This is a genomic window from Corynebacterium testudinoris, from assembly GCF_001021045.1.
Lineage (GTDB): Bacteria > Actinomycetota > Actinomycetes > Mycobacteriales > Mycobacteriaceae > Corynebacterium > Corynebacterium testudinoris.
Genome location: NZ_CP011545.1, coordinates 2,027,939 through 2,045,504, shown reverse-complemented (window position 1 = coordinate 2,045,504; position 17,566 = coordinate 2,027,939). Strand labels below are relative to the sequence as shown.

Annotated in this window: 19 protein-coding genes; 17 read left to right on the top strand and 2 right to left on the bottom strand. The window is 63.4% G+C overall.

What is annotated here, in order from left to right; all coding sequences use genetic code 11:
- Nucleotides 1–125 precede the first annotated feature (125 nt).
- From rplU to CTEST_RS09720, 16 genes are all read left to right on the top strand, one after another.
- Nucleotides 126–431: a 50S ribosomal protein L21 gene (gene rplU / locus CTEST_RS09795; RefSeq protein ID WP_047253586.1), complete on the top strand. Its 306-nt coding sequence runs from the start codon at nucleotides 126–128 to the stop codon at nucleotides 429–431.
- 42 nt (nucleotides 432–473) lie between these two features.
- On the top strand, nucleotides 474–740 hold the full coding sequence (gene rpmA, locus CTEST_RS09790) for a 50S ribosomal protein L27 (RefSeq protein ID WP_047253585.1): 267 nt from the start codon (nucleotides 474–476) through the stop codon (nucleotides 738–740).
- A gap of 126 nt (nucleotides 741–866) precedes the next feature.
- Nucleotides 867–2,375: a GTPase ObgE gene (gene obgE, locus CTEST_RS09785; RefSeq protein WP_047253584.1), complete on the top strand. Its 1,509-nt coding sequence runs from the start codon at nucleotides 867–869 to the stop codon at nucleotides 2,373–2,375.
- Nucleotides 2,376–2,399: 24 nt separating this feature from the next.
- Nucleotides 2,400–3,617, top strand: a complete 1,218-nt coding sequence (gene proB / locus CTEST_RS09780; RefSeq protein ID WP_047254383.1) for a glutamate 5-kinase — start codon at nucleotides 2,400–2,402, stop codon at nucleotides 3,615–3,617.
- Between the two features lie 13 nt (nucleotides 3,618–3,630).
- Entirely contained in the window at nucleotides 3,631–4,551 is a 921-nt protein-coding gene (locus tag CTEST_RS09775) for a D-isomer specific 2-hydroxyacid dehydrogenase family protein (protein ID WP_047253583.1), read from the top strand.
- Between the two features lie 19 nt (nucleotides 4,552–4,570).
- Nucleotides 4,571–5,854: a glutamate-5-semialdehyde dehydrogenase gene (locus tag CTEST_RS09770; RefSeq protein WP_047253582.1), complete on the top strand. Its 1,284-nt coding sequence runs from the start codon at nucleotides 4,571–4,573 to the stop codon at nucleotides 5,852–5,854.
- A 138-nt stretch (nucleotides 5,855–5,992) separates the two neighbouring features.
- Complete coding sequence (locus CTEST_RS09765; RefSeq protein WP_047253581.1) at nucleotides 5,993–6,928, top strand: hypothetical protein; 936 nt, start codon at nucleotides 5,993–5,995, stop codon at nucleotides 6,926–6,928.
- Nucleotides 6,925–7,518: a nicotinate-nucleotide adenylyltransferase gene (gene nadD / locus CTEST_RS09760; RefSeq protein WP_144413264.1), complete on the top strand. Its 594-nt coding sequence runs from the start codon at nucleotides 6,925–6,927 to the stop codon at nucleotides 7,516–7,518. The genes CTEST_RS09765 and nadD overlap by 4 nt, the downstream gene beginning before the upstream one ends.
- A 99-nt stretch (nucleotides 7,519–7,617) precedes the next feature.
- Nucleotides 7,618–8,091: a ribosome silencing factor gene (gene rsfS, locus CTEST_RS09755; RefSeq protein ID WP_047253579.1), complete on the top strand. Its 474-nt coding sequence runs from the start codon at nucleotides 7,618–7,620 to the stop codon at nucleotides 8,089–8,091.
- Nucleotides 8,092–8,095: 4 nt separating this feature from the next.
- A complete protein-coding gene (locus CTEST_RS09750; RefSeq protein ID WP_047253578.1) occupies nucleotides 8,096–8,815 on the top strand; it encodes a histidine phosphatase family protein in 720 nt (239 codons plus the stop codon).
- Nucleotides 8,816–9,637, top strand: coding sequence for a DegV family protein (locus CTEST_RS09745; protein ID WP_047253577.1), 822 nt, complete (start codon nucleotides 8,816–8,818; stop codon nucleotides 9,635–9,637). It abuts the gene before it with no gap.
- Nucleotides 9,638–9,711: 74 nt separating this feature from the next.
- Nucleotides 9,712–10,362 (top strand): ComEA family DNA-binding protein, encoded by a 651-nt coding sequence (locus tag CTEST_RS09740; protein WP_047253576.1) that lies wholly within the window; start codon nucleotides 9,712–9,714, stop codon nucleotides 10,360–10,362.
- Nucleotides 10,359–11,999: a ComEC/Rec2 family competence protein gene (locus tag CTEST_RS09735; RefSeq protein WP_047253575.1), complete on the top strand. Its 1,641-nt coding sequence runs from the start codon at nucleotides 10,359–10,361 to the stop codon at nucleotides 11,997–11,999. The genes CTEST_RS09740 and CTEST_RS09735 overlap by 4 nt, the downstream gene beginning before the upstream one ends.
- 26 nt (nucleotides 12,000–12,025) lie before the next feature.
- Entirely contained in the window at nucleotides 12,026–12,979 is a 954-nt protein-coding gene (gene holA / locus CTEST_RS09730; protein ID WP_376701786.1) for a DNA polymerase III subunit delta, read from the top strand.
- A gap of 11 nt (nucleotides 12,980–12,990) precedes the next feature.
- Entirely contained in the window at nucleotides 12,991–13,380 is a 390-nt protein-coding gene (locus CTEST_RS09725) for an ankyrin repeat domain-containing protein (RefSeq protein ID WP_047253573.1), read from the top strand.
- Nucleotides 13,377–14,045, top strand: a complete 669-nt coding sequence (locus tag CTEST_RS09720; protein WP_047253572.1) for a LysE family translocator — start codon at nucleotides 13,377–13,379, stop codon at nucleotides 14,043–14,045. The genes CTEST_RS09725 and CTEST_RS09720 overlap by 4 nt, the downstream gene beginning before the upstream one ends.
- A gap of 374 nt (nucleotides 14,046–14,419) precedes the next feature.
- Here the strand turns inward: CTEST_RS09720 and rpsT are convergent, their stop codons facing one another.
- Nucleotides 14,420–14,686 carry a 30S ribosomal protein S20 gene (rpsT, locus tag CTEST_RS09715; protein ID WP_047253571.1) on the bottom strand — a complete coding sequence of 89 codons (267 nt, stop codon included), beginning with the start codon at nucleotides 14,684–14,686 and terminating at the stop codon, nucleotides 14,420–14,422.
- A gap of 210 nt (nucleotides 14,687–14,896) precedes the next feature.
- Entirely contained in the window at nucleotides 14,897–15,403 is a 507-nt protein-coding gene (locus tag CTEST_RS09710; protein WP_047254382.1) for a type II toxin-antitoxin system PemK/MazF family toxin, read from the bottom strand.
- Nucleotides 15,404–15,708: 305 nt separating this feature from the next.
- On the opposite strand from CTEST_RS09710, the gene lepA reads away from it, so the two are divergent.
- The gene (gene lepA, locus CTEST_RS09705; RefSeq protein WP_047253570.1) at nucleotides 15,709–17,556 is read left to right on the top strand and encodes a translation elongation factor 4; all 1,848 of its coding nucleotides are present in this window, start codon (nucleotides 15,709–15,711) and stop codon (nucleotides 17,554–17,556) included.
- Nucleotides 17,557–17,566: the final 10 nt, after the last annotated feature.

Below are 17,566 nucleotides of genomic sequence, written 5' to 3'. Positions count from 1 at the left end.
TTGCGCCGTCAGGATCTTTCCAGGTCCAGGCGTGCCCGCATATCCGAAACGCAAGTGAAATACACGTCCATTCAGGTGGCCCACACGGGAGCCTGAGCCGAGTTTAGATAAGGGGTAACCCTCCTATGTACGCGATCGTCAAGACCGGCGGCAAGCAGTACAAGGTTGCCGAAGGTGACCTCGTCAAGGTCGAGAAGATCGAGGGTGAGCCGGGTTCGTCCGTGGCTCTCACCCCGGTTCTGCTCGTCGACGGTGCCAATGTCACGTCCAAGTCCGATGATCTGGCCAAGGTCAGCATCGACGCAGAGATCGTCGAGCACGCTAAGGGCCCGAAGATCGATATCCTTAAGTACAAGAACAAGACCGGGTACAAGAAGCGCATGGGCCATCGCCAGCAGCTGACCGTGCTCAAGGTCACCGGTATCAAGTAAGCCTGCAGGCTTCCGAGTAAAAACCCCAAGGAGGGAAAACCAATGGCACACAAGAAGGGTGCTTCTAGCTCCAGCAACGGACGCGACTCCGAGTCCAAGCGTCTTGGCGTCAAGCGTTTCGGTGGCCAGCAGGTCAGCGCAGGCGAGATCCTGGTCCGCCAGCGCGGCACCAAGTTCCACCCGGGCGAGAACGTCGGCCGCGGTGGCGACGACACTCTGTTCGCCCTCAAGGCTGGCGCTGTCCAGTTCGGCATCAAGCGCAACCGTCGCATGGTCAACATCGTTGAAAACGAGACCGTCGACGCTTAAGTCTTTCGACGATCCGCCTTCCCAGCCTCGTGCCGGGGAGGCGGATTTTTCGATTCCGGGGTAGGCGCTGGTCAATGGTACGGTGGGAGGCTACTTGTTACACCTACTGGAGGGTTCCCCACAACTATGTCGCGCTTCGTAGATCGCGTGGTCTTGCACCTATCCGCCGGCGACGGCGGTAGCGGTTGCTCCTCGGTCCACCGTGAGAAGTTCAAACCCCTCGGCGGACCCGACGGCGGTAACGGCGGGCACGGCGGCGACGTCGTCTTGGAGGTTTCACCGCAGGTACACACCCTGTTGGACTTCCACTTCCGCCCCCACCTCAAAGCCGGGCGCGGCGCCAATGGTGCCGGCCGCCACCGCAACGGTGCTCGCGGCGAGGACCTCATTCTAGAGGTGCCGGTGGGCACCGTCGTCGTTGATTCGCAGGGCGAGACCCTCGCCGACCTCACCATCCCGGGCACCCGCTTCATCGCCGCGCAGGGCGGCTTCGGTGGCCTGGGCAACGCTGCGCTGGCTTCGGCCAAGCGCAAGGCGCCGGGCTTCGCCCTCAACGGCGAGCCCGGCGAGGAGCACGACATTGTCCTGGAGCTCAAGTCCATGGCCGACGTCGGCCTCGTGGGCTTCCCCTCGGCGGGTAAGTCCTCATTGATCTCCGTGCTGTCCTCGGCCAAGCCGAAGATCGCCGACTACCCCTTCACCACCTTGGCCCCCAACCTGGGTGTGGTCAACGTTGGGCACGAGTCCTTCACCATCGCTGACGTCCCAGGCCTGATCCCGGGAGCATCAGAAGGCAAGGGCCTCGGACTGGACTTCCTGCGCCACATCGAGCGCACGAGCGTGCTCGTCCACGTCGTCGACGCCGCCACCTTGGAGCCCGGCCGCGACCCCGCTAGCGACATCGAAGCGCTCGAAGCAGAACTAGCCGCGTACCAATCAGAATTGGATGAGGACACCGGGCTGGGCGACCTCCGCGATCGTCCCCGCCTCATCGTGCTCAACAAAGCCGACGTGCCCGAGGCACAAGAATTGGCCGAGTTCGTCAAAGAGGACCTGGAAAAGCAATTCGGCTGGCCCGTGTTCATCATCTCTGCGGTAGCCCGGAAGGGCCTTGACCCCCTGATGTACAAGATCCTCGAGATCGTGCAGCAGGCCCGCAAGCAGCGCCCCAAAGCCAAGGCTGACAGCGAGCACACCATCATCCGTCCGCGCGCAGTCGACGCCCCCCGCACCGACTTCGAAGTGCACCCGGACCCCAACATCCCCGGCGGCTTCATCGTCACCGGCCGAAAGATCCTCCGCTGGATCATCCAGACCGACTTCGAAAACGAAGAAGCCATCGGCTATCTGGCGGACCGCCTGGAAAAGGCAGGCGTGGAGAAGGCTCTGTTCAAGGCCGGTGCCCGCGAGGGCTGCACCGTCACCATCGGCGACATTTCCTTCGAATGGGAGCCGCTCACCGGCGCGGGCATGGATCCGACCGTGGCCGGACGAGGCCAAGACGCTCGTCTGCTGCGCAATGACCGCATCTCTGCCGCAGAACGAAAGCGCGCCTCCCAGGCCCGACGTGGGCTCATCGACGAGCTTGACTTTGGTGAGGGCCAGACCGCGGATCGGGAGCGCTGGCAGGGTTAATTTAGGTATGTAGGGTGGATGTACATGACGACACCTCACGGATTGCCCCTGTCCCCGTACCGGAACACCGCTGACGACGTCGCCTTCCCAGGCCCAGCCCCTGCAACGCAAGAGAGTCCGGCGTACGGGCATGAGTCGGAGATGCGCGAACGCATCTCCACCGCCAAGCGGATTGTGGTCAAGATCGGATCATCCTCCTTGACGGGGGAGGACTTCACCGTCGACCCGAACAAGATCAACCACATCGTGGATGCATTGCAGGCTCGCATGAGCCGCTCCGACATCATTGTTGTTTCTTCCGGTGCGGTCGCTGCCGGGATGGGTCCTTTGGGGCTGACGCAGCGCCCCACCGACTTGGCGACGAAGCAGGCGGCGGCGGCCGTCGGGCAGGTTCACTTGGCTCACCAGTGGGGCCAGTCCTTTGCCCGCTACGACCGGACCATTGGTCAGGTGCTGCTCACTGCGGCCGATGCCGGTCGGCGGGATCGCGCCCGCAACGCCCAGCGGACTATTGATCGCCTGCGCCAGATGCGGGCAATTCCGATTGTCAATGAAAACGACACGGTGGCGACGTCGGAAATGCACTTCGGCGACAATGACCGCCTGTCCGCCATCGTCTCTCACCTAACCACCGCCGATGCGTTGGTCTTGCTTTCCGACGTCGATGGGCTTTTTGATCGCAATCCCGCCGAGCCGGACGCCCGTTTCGTCTCTGAGGTGCGCACCGGACGAGACCTCAAGGGTGTCATCGCCGGCGACGGCGGCTTGGTGGGCACCGGGGGCATGGCCTCGAAGGTGTCGGCGGCCCGCCTCGCCTCCCGCGGCGGTGTCCCGGTGCTGCTCACCTCAGCTGCCAACATCGGACCCGCCCTTGAGGATGCCAGCGTGGGCACGGTGTTCCACCCCCGCGAGAATCGCCTGTCGGCGTGGAAGTTCTGGGCGCTCTACGCCGCCGATACCGGCGGAACGCTCCGCCTGGACAAGGGCGCTGTCAATGCCGTCACTTCTGGTGGCACCTCGCTTTTGGCCGTGGGAATCACGGCAGTCGAGGGCGAGTTCCAAGCCGGCGACATTCTCGACATTATTGGTCCCGATGGCCAGATCATCGGCCGCGGTGAGGTGGCGTATGACTCCGACACGTTGGTGGGCATGCTGGGCAAACACACCGAGGATCTGCCTGAGGGGCAGCGCCGCCCGGTCATCCACGCGGATTACCTCTCCAACTACGCGTCGCGGATCTAGGTAGCGTGGTGGCATGAAATTTACCGTCATGCCCCAAGCCTGGCCCGATACCGTCGCCGAATTGGAACGGGCCGGGCATGAATACACTGAGGACCTCGACCAGGCGCAGGCTGTGGTGTTCAATGGCCAGCCTGCGGACGTGCCGGACCCGTGGCCGGAGAGCGTGCAGGTGGTGCAGGCTGCTTTCGCGGGCGTGGAAACGCTCAATGATGCGGGAGTGTTCGCCCGCCAGGGCCCGCGGTGGGCGAATGCCGCGGGCTTGTACGCCGACACGGTCGCTGAGTCGACGATGGCGTTGTTGTTGGCCCAGCTGCACATGTTGAAGACGGCGGTGACCGGGGCATCGTTTAGCGTCATGGACACGATTGACCGGAATAAACAGTGGTTGTTTGAGGATAAGACGGTGGCGATCATTGGGGCGGGCGGCATCGGTAAGCGCCTCGTGGAGCTGCTGGTGCCCTTCCGGCCGCGCATTATCGCTGTGAACCGCAGCGGCGCTCCGATTGAGGGGGCTCATGAAACGCTGGCGATGTCCGATGCCGGCGATGTGTGGGAGCGCGCGGATTATTTTGTGCTGCTGACCCCAGTCACGGATGAGACGCGCGGCCTGGTGGACAAGGAGGTGCTCGCCCGGATGAAGCCCAACGCGGTGGTGGTCAACGTCGGCCGAGGCCCCCTCATCAAGACGGACGATCTCTACGAGGCTCTGCGGGATGGCGGCATCGCGGGCGCCGCGTTGGATGTCACCGACCCTGAGCCGCTGCCCGATGATCACCCCCTGTGGGCGTTGGACAATTGCCTCATCACCCCGCACGTGGCCAACACCCCGGCGATGGTCCGGGCACTGACTGCTTCCCAGGCTGTGCGCAATTTCGCCGCATTCGAGGCAGGGGAGCAGATGCCCACCGAAGTCAATCCTGAGGTCGGCTACTAGCTGCTCTTCGCTACACTCGATGGGCATGACTGATCAGCGAAGCATCGAACGAGAAGAAGTACTGTCCAAGGCCCGCGCGGCCAAGGCGGTTGCCCCCGTCGTGGCCCAGCTGCCTACCTCAACCAAGAATGAGCTGCTCATCGCGGCGGCGGATGCCCTCATCGCCAACACGGACGCCATCATCGCGGCCAATGCTCGAGACATCGAGGAGGGGCGTGCGGCAGGCTTGAGCGATTCCCTCATCGATCGGCTGTCGTTGAACGCCGCCCGCATCGAGGGCATAGCCGATGGTCTGCGTCAGGTCGCGGGCCTCAAGGACCCGGTCGGGGAGGTGCTCACTGGTGGGGTGATGCCCAATGGCATCCAGATGCGCCAGGTACGCGTCCCGCTCGGCGTCATGGGCATGGTCTATGAGGCACGGCCGAACGTCACCGTCGATGCTTTTGGGTTGGCGTTGAAATCGGGCAACGTCGCGCTGCTGCGTGGTTCGAAGACTGCGAAGCATTCGAATTCTCAGCTCGTGGAGATTCTCCAGGGTGTGCTCGCCGATGCAGATCTCCCGCGGGAGGCGGTGCAGCTGCTGCCCTGCGAGTCGCATGATTCGGTCCAGGATTTGATCACTGCCCGTGGGCTCGTCGATGTGGTCATTCCCCGCGGCGGCGCGCGCCTCATCGAGGCGGTGGTCACGGGCGCGACGGTCCCCGCGATCGAGACCGGCACCGGTAATTGCCACTTCTACATCGACGCCGATGCGGATGTTGACCAGGGCATTGAGCTGGCCCTCAACGGCAAAACTCGCCGCTGTTCGGTGTGTAATGCCACCGAAACGGTGCTTATCGACGCCGCCCTGCCGGACGTCGATAAGCTCCGCATTGTTACTGCGTTCCAGGAGGCAGGAGTCACCGTTCACGGTGACGTCGACGAGCTTGGCGCCTTCGGCGCCACGGACGTGGTGGAGGCCAACGAGGCGGACTGGGCCGAGGAGTATCTGTCCATGGACATTGCCGCCACGGTGGTCGACGGAGTGGACGGGGCGATTGCCCACATCGCGCGGTGGACCACCGGCCACACGGAGGCCATCGCCACGTCCAACATCGTGACCGCGCAGAAGTTCGCCGACCAGGTTGATGCCGCGGCCGTCATGATCAATGCCTCCACTGCCTTCACCGACGGCGAGCAGTACGGCATGGGCGCGGAGATCGGGATCTCTACCCAAAAGCTGCACGCCCGGGGACCGATGGCCTTGCCGGAGCTGACTTCGACGAAGTGGATCCTGCAGGGAACGGGGCAGACCCGCCCTTAGTCCTCCTCGCCCGAGACCCCCGAACAGGGGTCTCGGGCCTCGCTATGTCCAGGTGGTTGCGCCAAAAGGACTGCGGCTCCAGCGGAAATAGATTATCCTCCGAATGTTCACAGCTAACACTCACGAGGATGCCAGAATATGTTTGTCCAGCGACTAGTTTCCGCGGCCGTAGTTACTCTCGTCGCTGCGCCCATCGCGCTGCTGGCTCCCTCGGCCTCCGCGGGGCCCAGCACCATCGCCGACTGCCCGGCGGTGGCCATCGTGGCCGCACGCGGCAGCGAACAGTCCGAGTTCCTCGATCCCACGGTCTACGGCCAGGACTCGATCTACATCTCCAATGGCTACGAGTCGGAGAACATCCGCGGATTCCTCCACTACGCCGAGCAGCGCCACGTCGAACGCCATGGCACATCCTTGTTAGCTGGCGTCCCGGTTCTCGCCCTCGACGAGGGGGTCTACCCCGCGGCCCTGCCGATCCCGGCCCTCGCTGACGACGATGAAAAACTCAACGTCCTCGAAACAACCCGCCGCGCCGGGGCCCTCCTGTACGCCACCCCGCCACACGTCTTGGTCACAGATGCGACGAGGGGTCTTCGCCACAGCCTGCGCACCGGAGTGGATTCCGCCCTGCCTTTCCTCGCATCCTACGAAGCCGAGACCTCGTGCCGGCCGGACTACCTCCTCATCGGCTACTCCCAGGGCGCGATCGTCCTCACCGCGCAGGAACAGGCGCTCGCCTCCCAAGGGCGACTCGCTGGTTCCCTCTACCTGGGCAATCCGCTGCTCAAGCCGGGGGATACCCCCGTCGCGGGCAATCCCCGGCGCGGTGGCGGCATGTTGTCGCCGGTACCCACCACGTACCTGCCGGTGCCCGCGGCGGGCACTCCCCGTCTTAACTACTGCGTTGCCGGGGACTTCGCCTGCGACCTCACCATCGGAGCTGCCGTCGATTCCCTCGGTTCCCAAGGGGGCAAGCACGCGGACTATTTCCTCGGTGACCAGCGAAGCGAACACGACGCGTACGTTGCCGACGTCTTCGCAGAATGGATTGCCACGTACAATCGCGGTGCATGAGCGCACGCATTGGTGTCATGGGTGGCACCTTCGACCCCATTCACCACGGTCACCTCGTGGCCGCCAGTGAAGTAGCGGCCAAGTTCGCCCTGGACAAGGTGATCTTCGTTCCCACCGGCCAACCCTGGCAGAAGGCCGACCGGCAGGTGTCACCCGCGGAGGATCGCTACCTCATGACCGTCATCGCGACGGCCTCCAACCCACGATTCCAGGTCAGCCGGGTGGACATCGATCGGGGAGGGGACACCTACACGGTGGACACGCTGCAGGACCTCCGCGCGCTCTACCCCGAGGCGGAGCTGTACTTCATCACCGGCGCAGATGCGCTGCGCTCCATCATGTCCTGGCGCGACTGGGAGGACATGTTTGACCTCGCAGAATTCGTCGGAGTGACCCGGCCGGGCTATGAACTCACCGAGGAGATGCTGCCCGAGGAACACCAAGCGCGAGTGCACTTGGTCGACGTTCCAGCCATGGCGATTTCCTCTACTGACGTGCGCGAGCGAGCCTCCCATGACCGGCCAGTGTGGTACCTGGTACCCGATGGGGTGGTCCAATACATCACCAAGAACGACCTCTACCAGCCCTAGGAATGGTGGATCTGAGATCACTCGACTAGGACATATGGCCCACTTCGTGGGAAACTGGGGGATAATCTATAGCTACTGCATCAAATTTGAGGATACTGAGTGACTGCTTCTGACGAATCCCGCCGCCTGGCGACCATTGCTGCCCTCGCGGCCGATGAGAAAATGGCCCGCAACATCGCGGTCCTGGACGTCTCGGACGTGATGGCGATCAGCGATGTCTTCGTCGTGGCCTCGGCCGACAACGAGCGTCAGGTTGGCTCCATCGTGGAAGAGATCGAGGACAAGCTCACCGAAGCTGGCCGCGAGCCCATCCGCCGCGAAGGCAACCGCGAGAACCGCTGGGTGCTGCTGGACTACGGCCAGCTGATCGTCCACGTCCAGCGCGACGCTGAGCGCGAGTTCTACGGCCTCGACCGTCTCTACCGCGATTGCCCGCTCATCGAGGTCGAGGGGATCGACCCCCCGGAGCGTCCCGGCGAGTGGTCCGATGACGTTGACGTGCGCACCGTTTCCTCCATCGATGAGATCCCCTTGGCCGCTCAGGCCCCGGGCGATGAGGACGAGGAGAACTAACCCCATGACCCGCCGACTCGTCTTGATCCGCCATGGCCAGACCGATTACAACGCGACCCGGCGCATGCAGGGTCAGCTTGATACTGATCTGTCTGAACTCGGGCGAGAACAGGCGCGTCTGGCGGGTGAGCAGCTGGGTGATCTCGGCATTACCCGCATCCTCTCTTCCGATCTTTCTCGTGCGTTCGATACCGCAACGATCATTGGTGAGCAGTTGGGCGTGGACGTCGAAAAGGATTCCCGCCTGCGGGAGACGCACCTCGGCGGCTGGCAGGGAAAGTCGTCGGCGGAGGTCGACCAGGAATTGCCAGGAGCGCGCGCGAAGTGGCGTCATGACGCGACGTGGGCGCCGCCCGGCGGCGAGTCCCGCCTCGACGTGGCCGACCGCGCCCGTCCCGTCATCGATGAGTTGATGGATGACTATGACGAGTGGGACGGGAATGCCGTCCTCGTCGTTGCCCACGGCGGCACCATCTCGGCGCTGACCTCAAACCTGTTGGGCCTTGAGGCTTCCATGTACCCGATGCTGTCGGGCTTGAAGAACACCTTCCGTTCGCAGCTGACGGCCCGTCCGCGCTACACCCCGGGTAGCCGGGACGCGCTCGATGATTTCCAAATCCGTGCCAACAGCATCAACGGTGCGCAGAAGGCGCCCACTCCGGCTTTTACCCCGGACACGGTCGGCGATGCCCAGTGGTACCTTGACGGATGGAATATGGGATAAATGCCGGTACGAGTAGTCACTGATTCTTCCTCCGGATTACCCCCGGAGGTCGTTGACGAGCTCGGAATTACCGTCATTGACCTGCACGTCATGACCGACGAGGAAGGCAATGACGCCTCCACCTCGGGCCTGTCAGCGCTAGAACTCGTGGCCGCCTACGCCCGCCAATTGGAGCGCGGCGGCGACGAAGGCGTGCTCGCCCTGCACATCTCGAAGGAACTCTCCTCCACCTGGTCGGCGGCAGCTCAAGCCGCGGCAGTCTTCCCGGAAGGCGCCGTCCGCGTCATCGATACCGGCTCCGTCGGCATGGCGATCGGCGCGGCAGCCATGGCGGCCGCTAAGGTCGCCAGCGAAGGCGCTGACCTGGAAGAATGCTATGACATCGCGGTGGATACCCTCGAACGCTCTGCCACCTGGGTTTATCTGCGGGGAACGGAAGAAATCCGCAAGTCCGGCCGCATTTCCGCTGGTACCGCTGTGCTCTCCGCCGCGCTCCTGGCGACGAAGCCGATTATGCAGATCAATGGCGGTCGCCTCGAACTCGTCGGTAAAACCCGCACGCAATCCAAGGCGTTTACCAAGCTTGTGGAACTCGTGGTGGAGCATGCGCACGGCACTCCCGTCTTCGTAGCCATCCAGCACAACGACGCTGCCGACGACGCCCTGCACCTGCTCGACATGTTGGAGGCTGTCCTTCCCGAGGGGTCCAGCTTCATGTCGATGGAGATGGTGCCCACGCTCGCCGTGCACGCGGGAGCGGGAGCGATCGGGGTATCCGCGGTGTTCACGACGCGGCCTGAGGATAACTCTGCCGTTAGGTGACACATCAGCGTGGTTATCCACAGTGTCGTGGGCTAACGCTCGCCTGACGGGTGCGCTGGTTCTAGCTTGAGGGCATGAGCTCCACCGTGGACCGCCTCAAAGACCTCACCCGCCCGACCGGCGAAGAAGAGCTTCTCGACGTCGTCTATCCCCGCCCTCGTCTGTCATTGTCACTGCGGCAGGCAGCTATCGCTGCCGCCGTCGTCGTGGTCCTCGTCGGCGGATGGGTGCTGTTCCACACCCTGCGCGAACCCGAACCGGTCTCCGCCATCGACCTGCCGGCGATCGGACCATCAGCATCTACCAGTTCCGCTGACACAGAACTGGTGGTCTCCGTGGTGGGCGAAGTCACCGAACCCGGACTGGTGACGTTGCCACCGGGTGCGCGTATCGACGACGCCCTCCTCGCCGCCGTCCCCGGACCCGACGCCGACACCTTCTCACTCAACCGCGCGCAGCGGCTCACAGACGGCCAACAGATCGTCGTGCCCAAGGTCGGCGAGCCGGCCGCGGCCCTACCTGGTGAGGGTGGCGGTGGGGTATCACTGAACTCCGCCTCTGCCTCCGAACTCACCTCCCTCCCCGGAGTCGGGGCGGCGACTGCGGCGGCAATCATCTCCCACCGCGAATCGCGCGGAGGATTCGGTGCGGTGGAAGAGCTTCTCGAGGTCAAAGGCATCGGCCCCGCCAAGTTCGAAGCCCTCAAAGACCAGGTCACTTTGTGAGCGAACTCCGCCTCGTCCCCGCCGCCGTGGTCGTGTGGGCGGTCGTGCTCGCCTTACTCCTGGGGGTCCACCCTGGGTGGGTGACCGTGGGGCTCGGCGTGGTGGCCTTCGGAGCCGTGGCGCTGCGGCAAGCAGGTCAGGCGATTCTGGCGGGAGCTCTGGGCGTGCTCGCCGGAGGCATCACCTCACTTCGCCGGTGGCAGGCCCACCGCTGGGAACCTGGACAACACCTGGTGGGGACGGTCAGCTCTTCACCCGTAGAGGTGGACGGAGGTAGGTATCTCATTCGCCTCGATGTCCCGGGCTATCCGGCTGAGCTGCCCGTGTTCGTGGACGAACTTCCCCCAGGAGTAGTCACTGGTGCGCTGCTCGCGGGTGAGCTCACCCTCGGAGAGAGCCGACGACCCGGGGTCGGCGCGCATGTAGCCCGCGGAGAAGTTACGGTGATCGGATCCCCGGAAGGCATGTCGGCCATCGCGGGCAGAGTGCGTGAGACCTTCCACGCGGCTGTAATGAACGCAGTGGGGGAGTCCTCCCAGGGACTCATCCCCGGCATGGTGCTCGGCGATACCTCGGGGCAGGACGCGCAGGAGCGACAGCTCTACATCGAGACCGGGCTGAGCCACCTATCGGCGGTTTCGGGAGCCAACGTGGCCATCGTGACCACCGCCGCTGTCCTACTCTGCCGCGCGCTGACGTTGGGGCCCCGCGTTCAGGTAGCTGCGGCATTAGTGGCGCTGGCTGGCTTCGTTGGGCTGGTGGGTACCGAGCCCAGTGTGTTGCGAGCTTCGGTCACCGGGTTAGTGGGGCTCCTAGCCGTGCTTGGATCTTCCCGAATGGAACCGATCCACGGTCTCAGTGTGGCCATCATCGGCTTGCTGATGTGGAACCCCGACCTGGCGGTGACGTACGGCTTTGCGCTCTCCGTCGCGGCGACGGCGGGGATCGTCGCCCTCTTCCCCCTCATCTACCGGCCGCTCGCGCGGACCCGTGCCCCGGACATTCTCGTGCGGGCCGTGGCGGTGGCCGTGGCGGCCGACGTGGTGACCATGCCCATCATTGCCCTGATGGCTGGCGAGGTCTCGCTCGTCTCCGTTCTCGCCAATGTTTTAGTCGCCGCGGTCGTCCCACCCGTGACCATCATCGGGCTCATGGCCGTCGGGCTAGCTCAGCTCCCCGGGGGCCTTGAGTTCCCGGTTCTTCACCTCATCGAACCTTTGACGTGGTGGATTCACACCGTCGCGCAGTGGTGCGCGCAACTACCGAACGCGATTGTTCCGGCCTCCCCAGCGTGGGTGCTGCTTGGCTATGGGTGGGTGCTGGCCGGGGTTATTGCTGGTCATCCCCTCAAGACACTGGCAGCACTAATGGTGGTGTTTGGCTACTTCGCGCAGTCTCCGCAGCTCCCGCCGACAGTAGAGTGGGACCACTTGGAGGTCCACGTGGTGGACACCGTCGAGCAGATCGGCACCGCTCCGGCTGGTACCCAAGCGATCGTCGTGAAGGACGGCGAAGGGAAGCCAGCGACCCGGCCGACGGTTACTCGCGAAGGGATACCCGTGTTGTTCCCGCACCGTGACGGCCCGGTGAGCCTTCATGTGGATGGCTCCCAGCATGCAGCTGACGGCCGATTCTAGGCCGCGGTTGTGGCACCATGGACAGCATGTCCGTGGCTGATGTTTTCCTCATTCTCGGCGAGGATGACTTCCTCGCCGAACGCGCTCGTCGCACCATCATCGAGCAGATTCGTGCCAGCCTGCCGGAGGGGGCGGAGCTGGAGACAACGATGCTGCGCGCTTCAGAAGTGACAGTCCCGGAGATCATCGAGGTCACGAGCCCGTCCCTGTTTGGCGAGGACCGGGCAGTGGTGATCACGAAGACGGAGCTGGCGGGTAAGGAGCCGGCGGAGATTTTGCTCAGCGCGTGCAAGGACGTGGCGCCGGGCATCCACCTCGTCATCGAGCACTCTGGAGGTGGGCGGAATAAGTCGATGGTGGCCTCCTTTAAGAAGCTCGCCGAGGTGCATGAGGTCAATCCGCTGAAGCCTCGGGATCGGCAGGCGTGGGTAACCAACGAGTTCCGCAATCATGGCATCCGCCCCACCCCGGATGTGGTGCACGCGGTGCTGGAGGGCGTGGGCTCGGACCTGCGGGAGCTGGCGTCGGCGGTGTCGCAGCTAGTGTCGGATACCGATGGGGATGTCACCATCGCGGCGGTGCGGGCATACTACGAGGGCGTGGCCGAGGTCTCTGGTTTCGATATCGCTGATCTGGCGGTCAGTGGGCAGGAGGCGCGGGCGGTGGCCAGCACCCGGCGGGCATTGCAGCTGGGGTTGCACCCGGTGGCACTAGCGGCGGCGTTGAGCAGCAAGGTGGGCGCGATTGCTCGCCTGTACTCGACGAGGACGAATGACTATCGCTCATTGGCAGGCTCGTTGGGCATGCACCCGTTCGTCGTGGAGAAGACCGCCAAGGTTGCCAGGCGATGGTCGGGGGAGGCGGTCTCGGAAGCAGTCATCCTCATGGCGGAGCTTGATGCGGAGGTCAAAGGCCAAGGCGGCGACCCCAGTTTCGCTATCGAGAACGCGGTGCGGAGGGTCGCGGAACTAGGGCGATAGTATTGGAAACCATGACCAGCATTCCAGACGATGTCCGCGAGTTCGCCACTCGCCTATTCGATATGGCCCGCAACGGCGATATCACCCTCCTCGACTACGTTGATCAGGGCGTAGACGCGGATCTTTCTAACGAGGATGGCAACAGCCTGCTGATGTTTGCCGCCTACCACGGGCACGCGGACCTGGTAACTGGACTGGTGGGGAAGGGGGCGGACGTCGATAAGCTCAATGGCCGGGGACAGACTCCGCTGTCCGGTGCCGTGTTTAAGAAGTACGACGACGTCGTGGATGCTTTGGTGGCCGCGGGCGCCGACCCGCACGCCGGGCAGCCAACTGCCGTGCAGACGGCACAAATGTTTGAGATGACAGACACGCTCAAGCGCCTCGGCGTGGGGGAGTGACCCCGGCCCAACTGGGGGCGCTCGTAGCACTCAACCTCGTCGGTGCCGCCTCGCCGGGACCGGACATCCTGCTCATCACCCGCCTGGCCACGCGCTCGCGTCGACACGCATTGGCCGCCACCTTCGGCGTCCAAGTGGGTGTCATCTTCTGGTGCACCCTCACGGTGCTCGGAGCAGCTGCTTTGCTCAACGCTTTCCCAGCCATCCTCGGCGCAGTCCAAGTAGTGGGCGGTGCGTGGCTGATGTGGATGGGGCGCGGCATGCTCCTAGGCGGACTCGCGGACCGGAAGAACCCGCCGACAGATCTGCACGAAGCAGCAGCTCGTCTGGGAAGGCTGCGGCAGGCATTCTGGCTGGGTCTGAGCACGAACCTCTCCAACCCCAAGATCGTGCTGTTCCTGTCCGCGATGATCGCCCCGCTGTTGCCACCCTCTCCGACGCTGGGCGTGTCCATCATGGTGGTCGTCGCGCTGTCAGTGTCATCGTTCCTGCTGCAGCTGGCGATGGCGCTGCTGGTATCCACCAACGCTATGCGCCGCAAACTGCTGAGCTCGGGGCCGTGGATCGACATCCTCGCGGGCGTGTTTTTCCTCATTGCCGGCGCGGTGCTCATCATCAACGGTGCGCAGGATCTGTTCTCAGTGGCGGAACCGAGCGGGTTGTAGGCACACAGAAATCCCGGGTTAAGGGAAAACAGGGTTGGAGATCCATCCTTAAGTCTCCACTTGAGCGGAACCAATGGTAGACACCCAGGTGTCGGGCAGGACCTGGGGCAAGATCCAGCCCATCGTGTCCCTTGACCTCATGGGCGCTGTTCGCGCGGGGTGGGCGAGAGGAACCCAAAAACCGCACTTCCTAACAACTCCGGGGTCGATTCCCCTCTCAAGCATGGCAAGTTGTTAGGAAGTGCGGGTTTCGTCAGCTCAGCGGGCAGGAAGGGACACGTGGAACCAGCACCCCTCTGCCCCAGAACGGATAATCCCCCGGCCTCGATGTTAGAAACATCAAGGTCGGGGGTTACGGCCGTGAAGAGGGGAGATTACTCACCCATCTTGTTGAAGGCCAGAGCCATGCTGGACTTCTTGTTGGCGGCGTTGTTGCGGTGGAACACGCCCTTGGTCACAGCCTTGTCCAGGGTGCGGGAAGCAACGCGGAGCTGAGTCTCGGCAGCTGCCTTGTCGCCGGCCTCAACGGTCTCGCGGAACTTGCGGATCTCGGTGCGGACGGCGGAGCGGACAGCCTGGTTGCGGACGCGACGCTTCTCGTTGGTGAGGACGCGCTTCTGCTGGGACTTGATGTTTGCCATGATGTATACCTCTTGGGATCGAAGATTTCGGTGTCAGTAACCCACCAACCGGGGTGGAAGGTGATTGCGCCGATGCTGTGATGTGAACGGACCCAAGGTCCTGCCCGTCCCGACCGGAGCGCCCGGAAGTGAATAACAGAAGAAGACTAGCAGGGTGGGAGGAGCTAGGCCAAAAGATTGGCCAACTAGCCTGAGGCTGTATCTCCCGATCTATCCCCAGTGATAGTGCGTGCGCAGGCGATTGGCTATGCGCTCGAAACGGCGCGGCGGGAACAGCGCACCTTGGCGGCGGATGCCCAACTCGGAGACCTCCAGCACTCGGTCGAGGCGCACCCAACACTGTCGGCCTGAGGAGTCCCACTCACCGGCGCCGATGTCGATCCAGGATTCTTCGCGATCGTGCTCTGGGTTGGGGGAAATGAGCAGCCCGAGGATGACGTGTCGGTCGCGGCTGATCACTAGCATGGCGCGTTCGCGGGGCGGATTGTCCGGGCCGTCGGATGGTGCCCACACCCACACCACTTCGCCCGGCTCGGCCTGCCCGTCCATGTCGGGGGCGTAGTAAATATTGCGGGTGATGCGGTCGGTGGCTTCGACGCGGATGCGGGCCGCGGTGGCGCGCACGGCCTCGGATTGATTGTCGGTTTGCAGGCCGAGGCGATCATTGATGCGCGCGAGGCCTGCTTCGAGGGGGCTGGAGGTGGAACCGGTAAGCATGAGGCGGAGACGGTCACGCAGGCCAGAGAACCTCTTGGGGGTTTCATCCTGCGTGGCGGGGGTGCCGCTGACCGCGTCATTCATGAGGGGGGCCGTCCTGAAAAACTGGTGGATCATTAATGGTTATCCAGTTTAACGCGTCACAGTTGTTCCGGCCAGGGGCCTGGAGGGGCGCCGGGACTGGTAGCCGCGTGGATTCCACACCCGTGAGGCACTAGGCTGGTGAGGTTATGCCAGCCGGGCAGGTATAGTTCGAGGCCAGGGGCGCCCCGCGGACCGCAATGTGATCACGGATAAGGATTCAGTTGACCAGGAAATTTGCAGAGCAGACGTTCACCGATCCGGCACGGATTCGGAACTTCTGCATCATCGCGCACATCGACCACGGCAAGTCGACGCTCGCTGACCGTATCCTGCAGCTTTCTGATGTCGTTGATGCGCGTGACATGCGGGATCAGTATCTGGACAACATGGATATTGAGCGCGAGCGGGGCATCACCATCAAGGCTCAGAATGTGCGTTTGCCGTGGGTTCCGCGGTCTGGTCCGCTGGAGGGCCAGGAAATCGTCATGCAAATGATTGATACGCCTGGCCACGTGGACTTTACCTACGAGGTTTCTCGCGCGCTCGAGGCGTGTGAGGGTGCCATTTTGCTTGTTGACGCCGCGCAGGGCATCGAAGCACAAACCCTCGCCAACTTGTATATGGCGATGGACAAGGACTTGGAAATCATCCCGGTCCTCAACAAGATTGATCTGCCGGCCGCAGATCCGGATAAGTACGCCCTTGAGGTGGCGAACATTATTGGCTGCGAGCCGGAGGATGTTCTGCGTGTGTCGGGCAAGACCGGCCAGGGCGTGCCGGAGCTGTTGGACAAGGTGTGTGAGCTCATCCCTGCTCCCAGCAGTGAGTTCGGGCCGGAGGCTCCGGCCCGCGCGATGATTTTTGATTCTGTCTATGACACGTACCGGGGCGTGGTCACCTACATCCGCATGATGGACGGGACTCTCAAGCCGCGCCAACGCATCAAGATGATGTCGTCGAGCGCGGTGCATGAGCTGCTGGAGATCGGCATCGTCTCTCCCACCCCGAAGAAGTGTGATGGCGTGGGTCCGGGCGAGGTCGGCTACCTCATTACCGGTGTGAAGGATGTTCGTCAGTCCAAGGTCGGTGATACGGTGACCTGGGCGGAGAAGGGTGCGACGGTGGCCCTGCAGGGCTACGCCGAGCCAAAGCCGATGGTGTATTCAGGCCTGTTCCCGATCTCCCAGTCCGATTTCCCGGCTCTGCGCGAGGCTTTGGAAAAGCTCCAGCTCAATGATGCGTCGTTGACGTGGGAGCCGGAGACATCTGTGGCATTGGGCTTCGGTTTCCGTTGTGGCTTCCTCGGGCTGCTGCACATGGAGATCACCCGCGACCGTTTGGAGCGCGAGTTCGACCTCGACCTCATCTCTACTTCGCCGTCCGTGGACTACCGGGTCATCGCCGAGGACGGCACCGAGCACCGCGTGCACAACCCTTCGGATTGGCCGGGCGGCAAGTTGCAGGAGGTCTATGAGCCGACGGTGAATGTCACCATCATCGTGCCCAGCGAGTTCGTGGGCACCACGATGGAGCTGTGCCAGTCCAAGCGCGGCGAGATGAAGAACATGGATTATCTCTCCGAAGACCGGGTTGAGCTGCGCTATCACATGCCGCTGGGTGAGATCATCTTCGATTTCTTCGACATGCTCAAGTCCCGCACCAAGGGCTACGCCTCCCTCAACTATGAGGAGTCCGGTGAGCAGACCGCCGACCTGGTCAAGGTGGATATTCTCCTGCAGGGTGAGCCGGTGGATGCGTTCTCGGCGATCGTGCACCGCGATAATGCGCAGTGGTACGGCAATAAGATGACCGTCAAGCTCAAGGAGCTCATCCCGCGCCAGCAGTTTGAGGTTCCCGTGCAGGCGGCGATCGGTTCCAAGGTCATTGCTCGTGAGAATATCCGCGCGCTGCGCAAGGACGTCCTGGCCAAGTGCTACGGCGGCGATATTTCTCGCAAGCGCAAGCTCCTGGAGAAGCAGAAGGCCGGTAAGAAGCGCATGAAGAACATCGGCTCGGTCTCCGTTCCCCAGGAAGCCTTCGTTGCCGCCCTGTCGACGGACGGCAACTAGGCTGCTTGTT

Bases quoted from the DNA above. Each gene is read 5' to 3' on its own strand.
- CTEST_RS09770 (WP_047253582.1), top strand. From the start codon at position 4,571: ATGGGCATGACTGATCAGCGAAGCATCGAACGAGAAGAAGTACTGTCC.
- CTEST_RS09745 (WP_047253577.1), top strand. From the start codon at position 8,816: ATGCCGGTACGAGTAGTCACTGATTCTTCCTCCGGATTACCCCCGGAG.
- CTEST_RS09750 (WP_047253578.1), top strand. From the start codon at position 8,096: ATGACCCGCCGACTCGTCTTGATCCGCCATGGCCAGACCGATTACAAC.
- proB (WP_047254383.1), top strand. From the start codon at position 2,400: ATGACGACACCTCACGGATTGCCCCTGTCCCCGTACCGGAACACCGCT.
- CTEST_RS09740 (WP_047253576.1), top strand. From the start codon at position 9,712: ATGAGCTCCACCGTGGACCGCCTCAAAGACCTCACCCGCCCGACCGGC.
- holA (WP_376701786.1), top strand. From the start codon at position 12,026: ATGTCCGTGGCTGATGTTTTCCTCATTCTCGGCGAGGATGACTTCCTC.
- CTEST_RS09765 (WP_047253581.1), top strand. From the start codon at position 5,993: ATGTTTGTCCAGCGACTAGTTTCCGCGGCCGTAGTTACTCTCGTCGCT.
- CTEST_RS09710 (WP_047254382.1), bottom strand. From the start codon at position 15,403: ATGCTTACCGGTTCCACCTCCAGCCCCCTCGAAGCAGGCCTCGCGCGC.
- nadD (WP_144413264.1), top strand. From the start codon at position 6,925: ATGAGCGCACGCATTGGTGTCATGGGTGGCACCTTCGACCCCATTCAC.
- CTEST_RS09725 (WP_047253573.1), top strand. From the start codon at position 12,991: ATGACCAGCATTCCAGACGATGTCCGCGAGTTCGCCACTCGCCTATTC.
- rpmA (WP_047253585.1), top strand. From the start codon at position 474: ATGGCACACAAGAAGGGTGCTTCTAGCTCCAGCAACGGACGCGACTCC.
- rpsT (WP_047253571.1), bottom strand. From the start codon at position 14,686: ATGGCAAACATCAAGTCCCAGCAGAAGCGCGTCCTCACCAACGAGAAG.
- obgE (WP_047253584.1), top strand. From the start codon at position 867: ATGTCGCGCTTCGTAGATCGCGTGGTCTTGCACCTATCCGCCGGCGAC.
- CTEST_RS09775 (WP_047253583.1), top strand. From the start codon at position 3,631: ATGAAATTTACCGTCATGCCCCAAGCCTGGCCCGATACCGTCGCCGAA.
- rplU (WP_047253586.1), top strand. From the start codon at position 126: ATGTACGCGATCGTCAAGACCGGCGGCAAGCAGTACAAGGTTGCCGAA.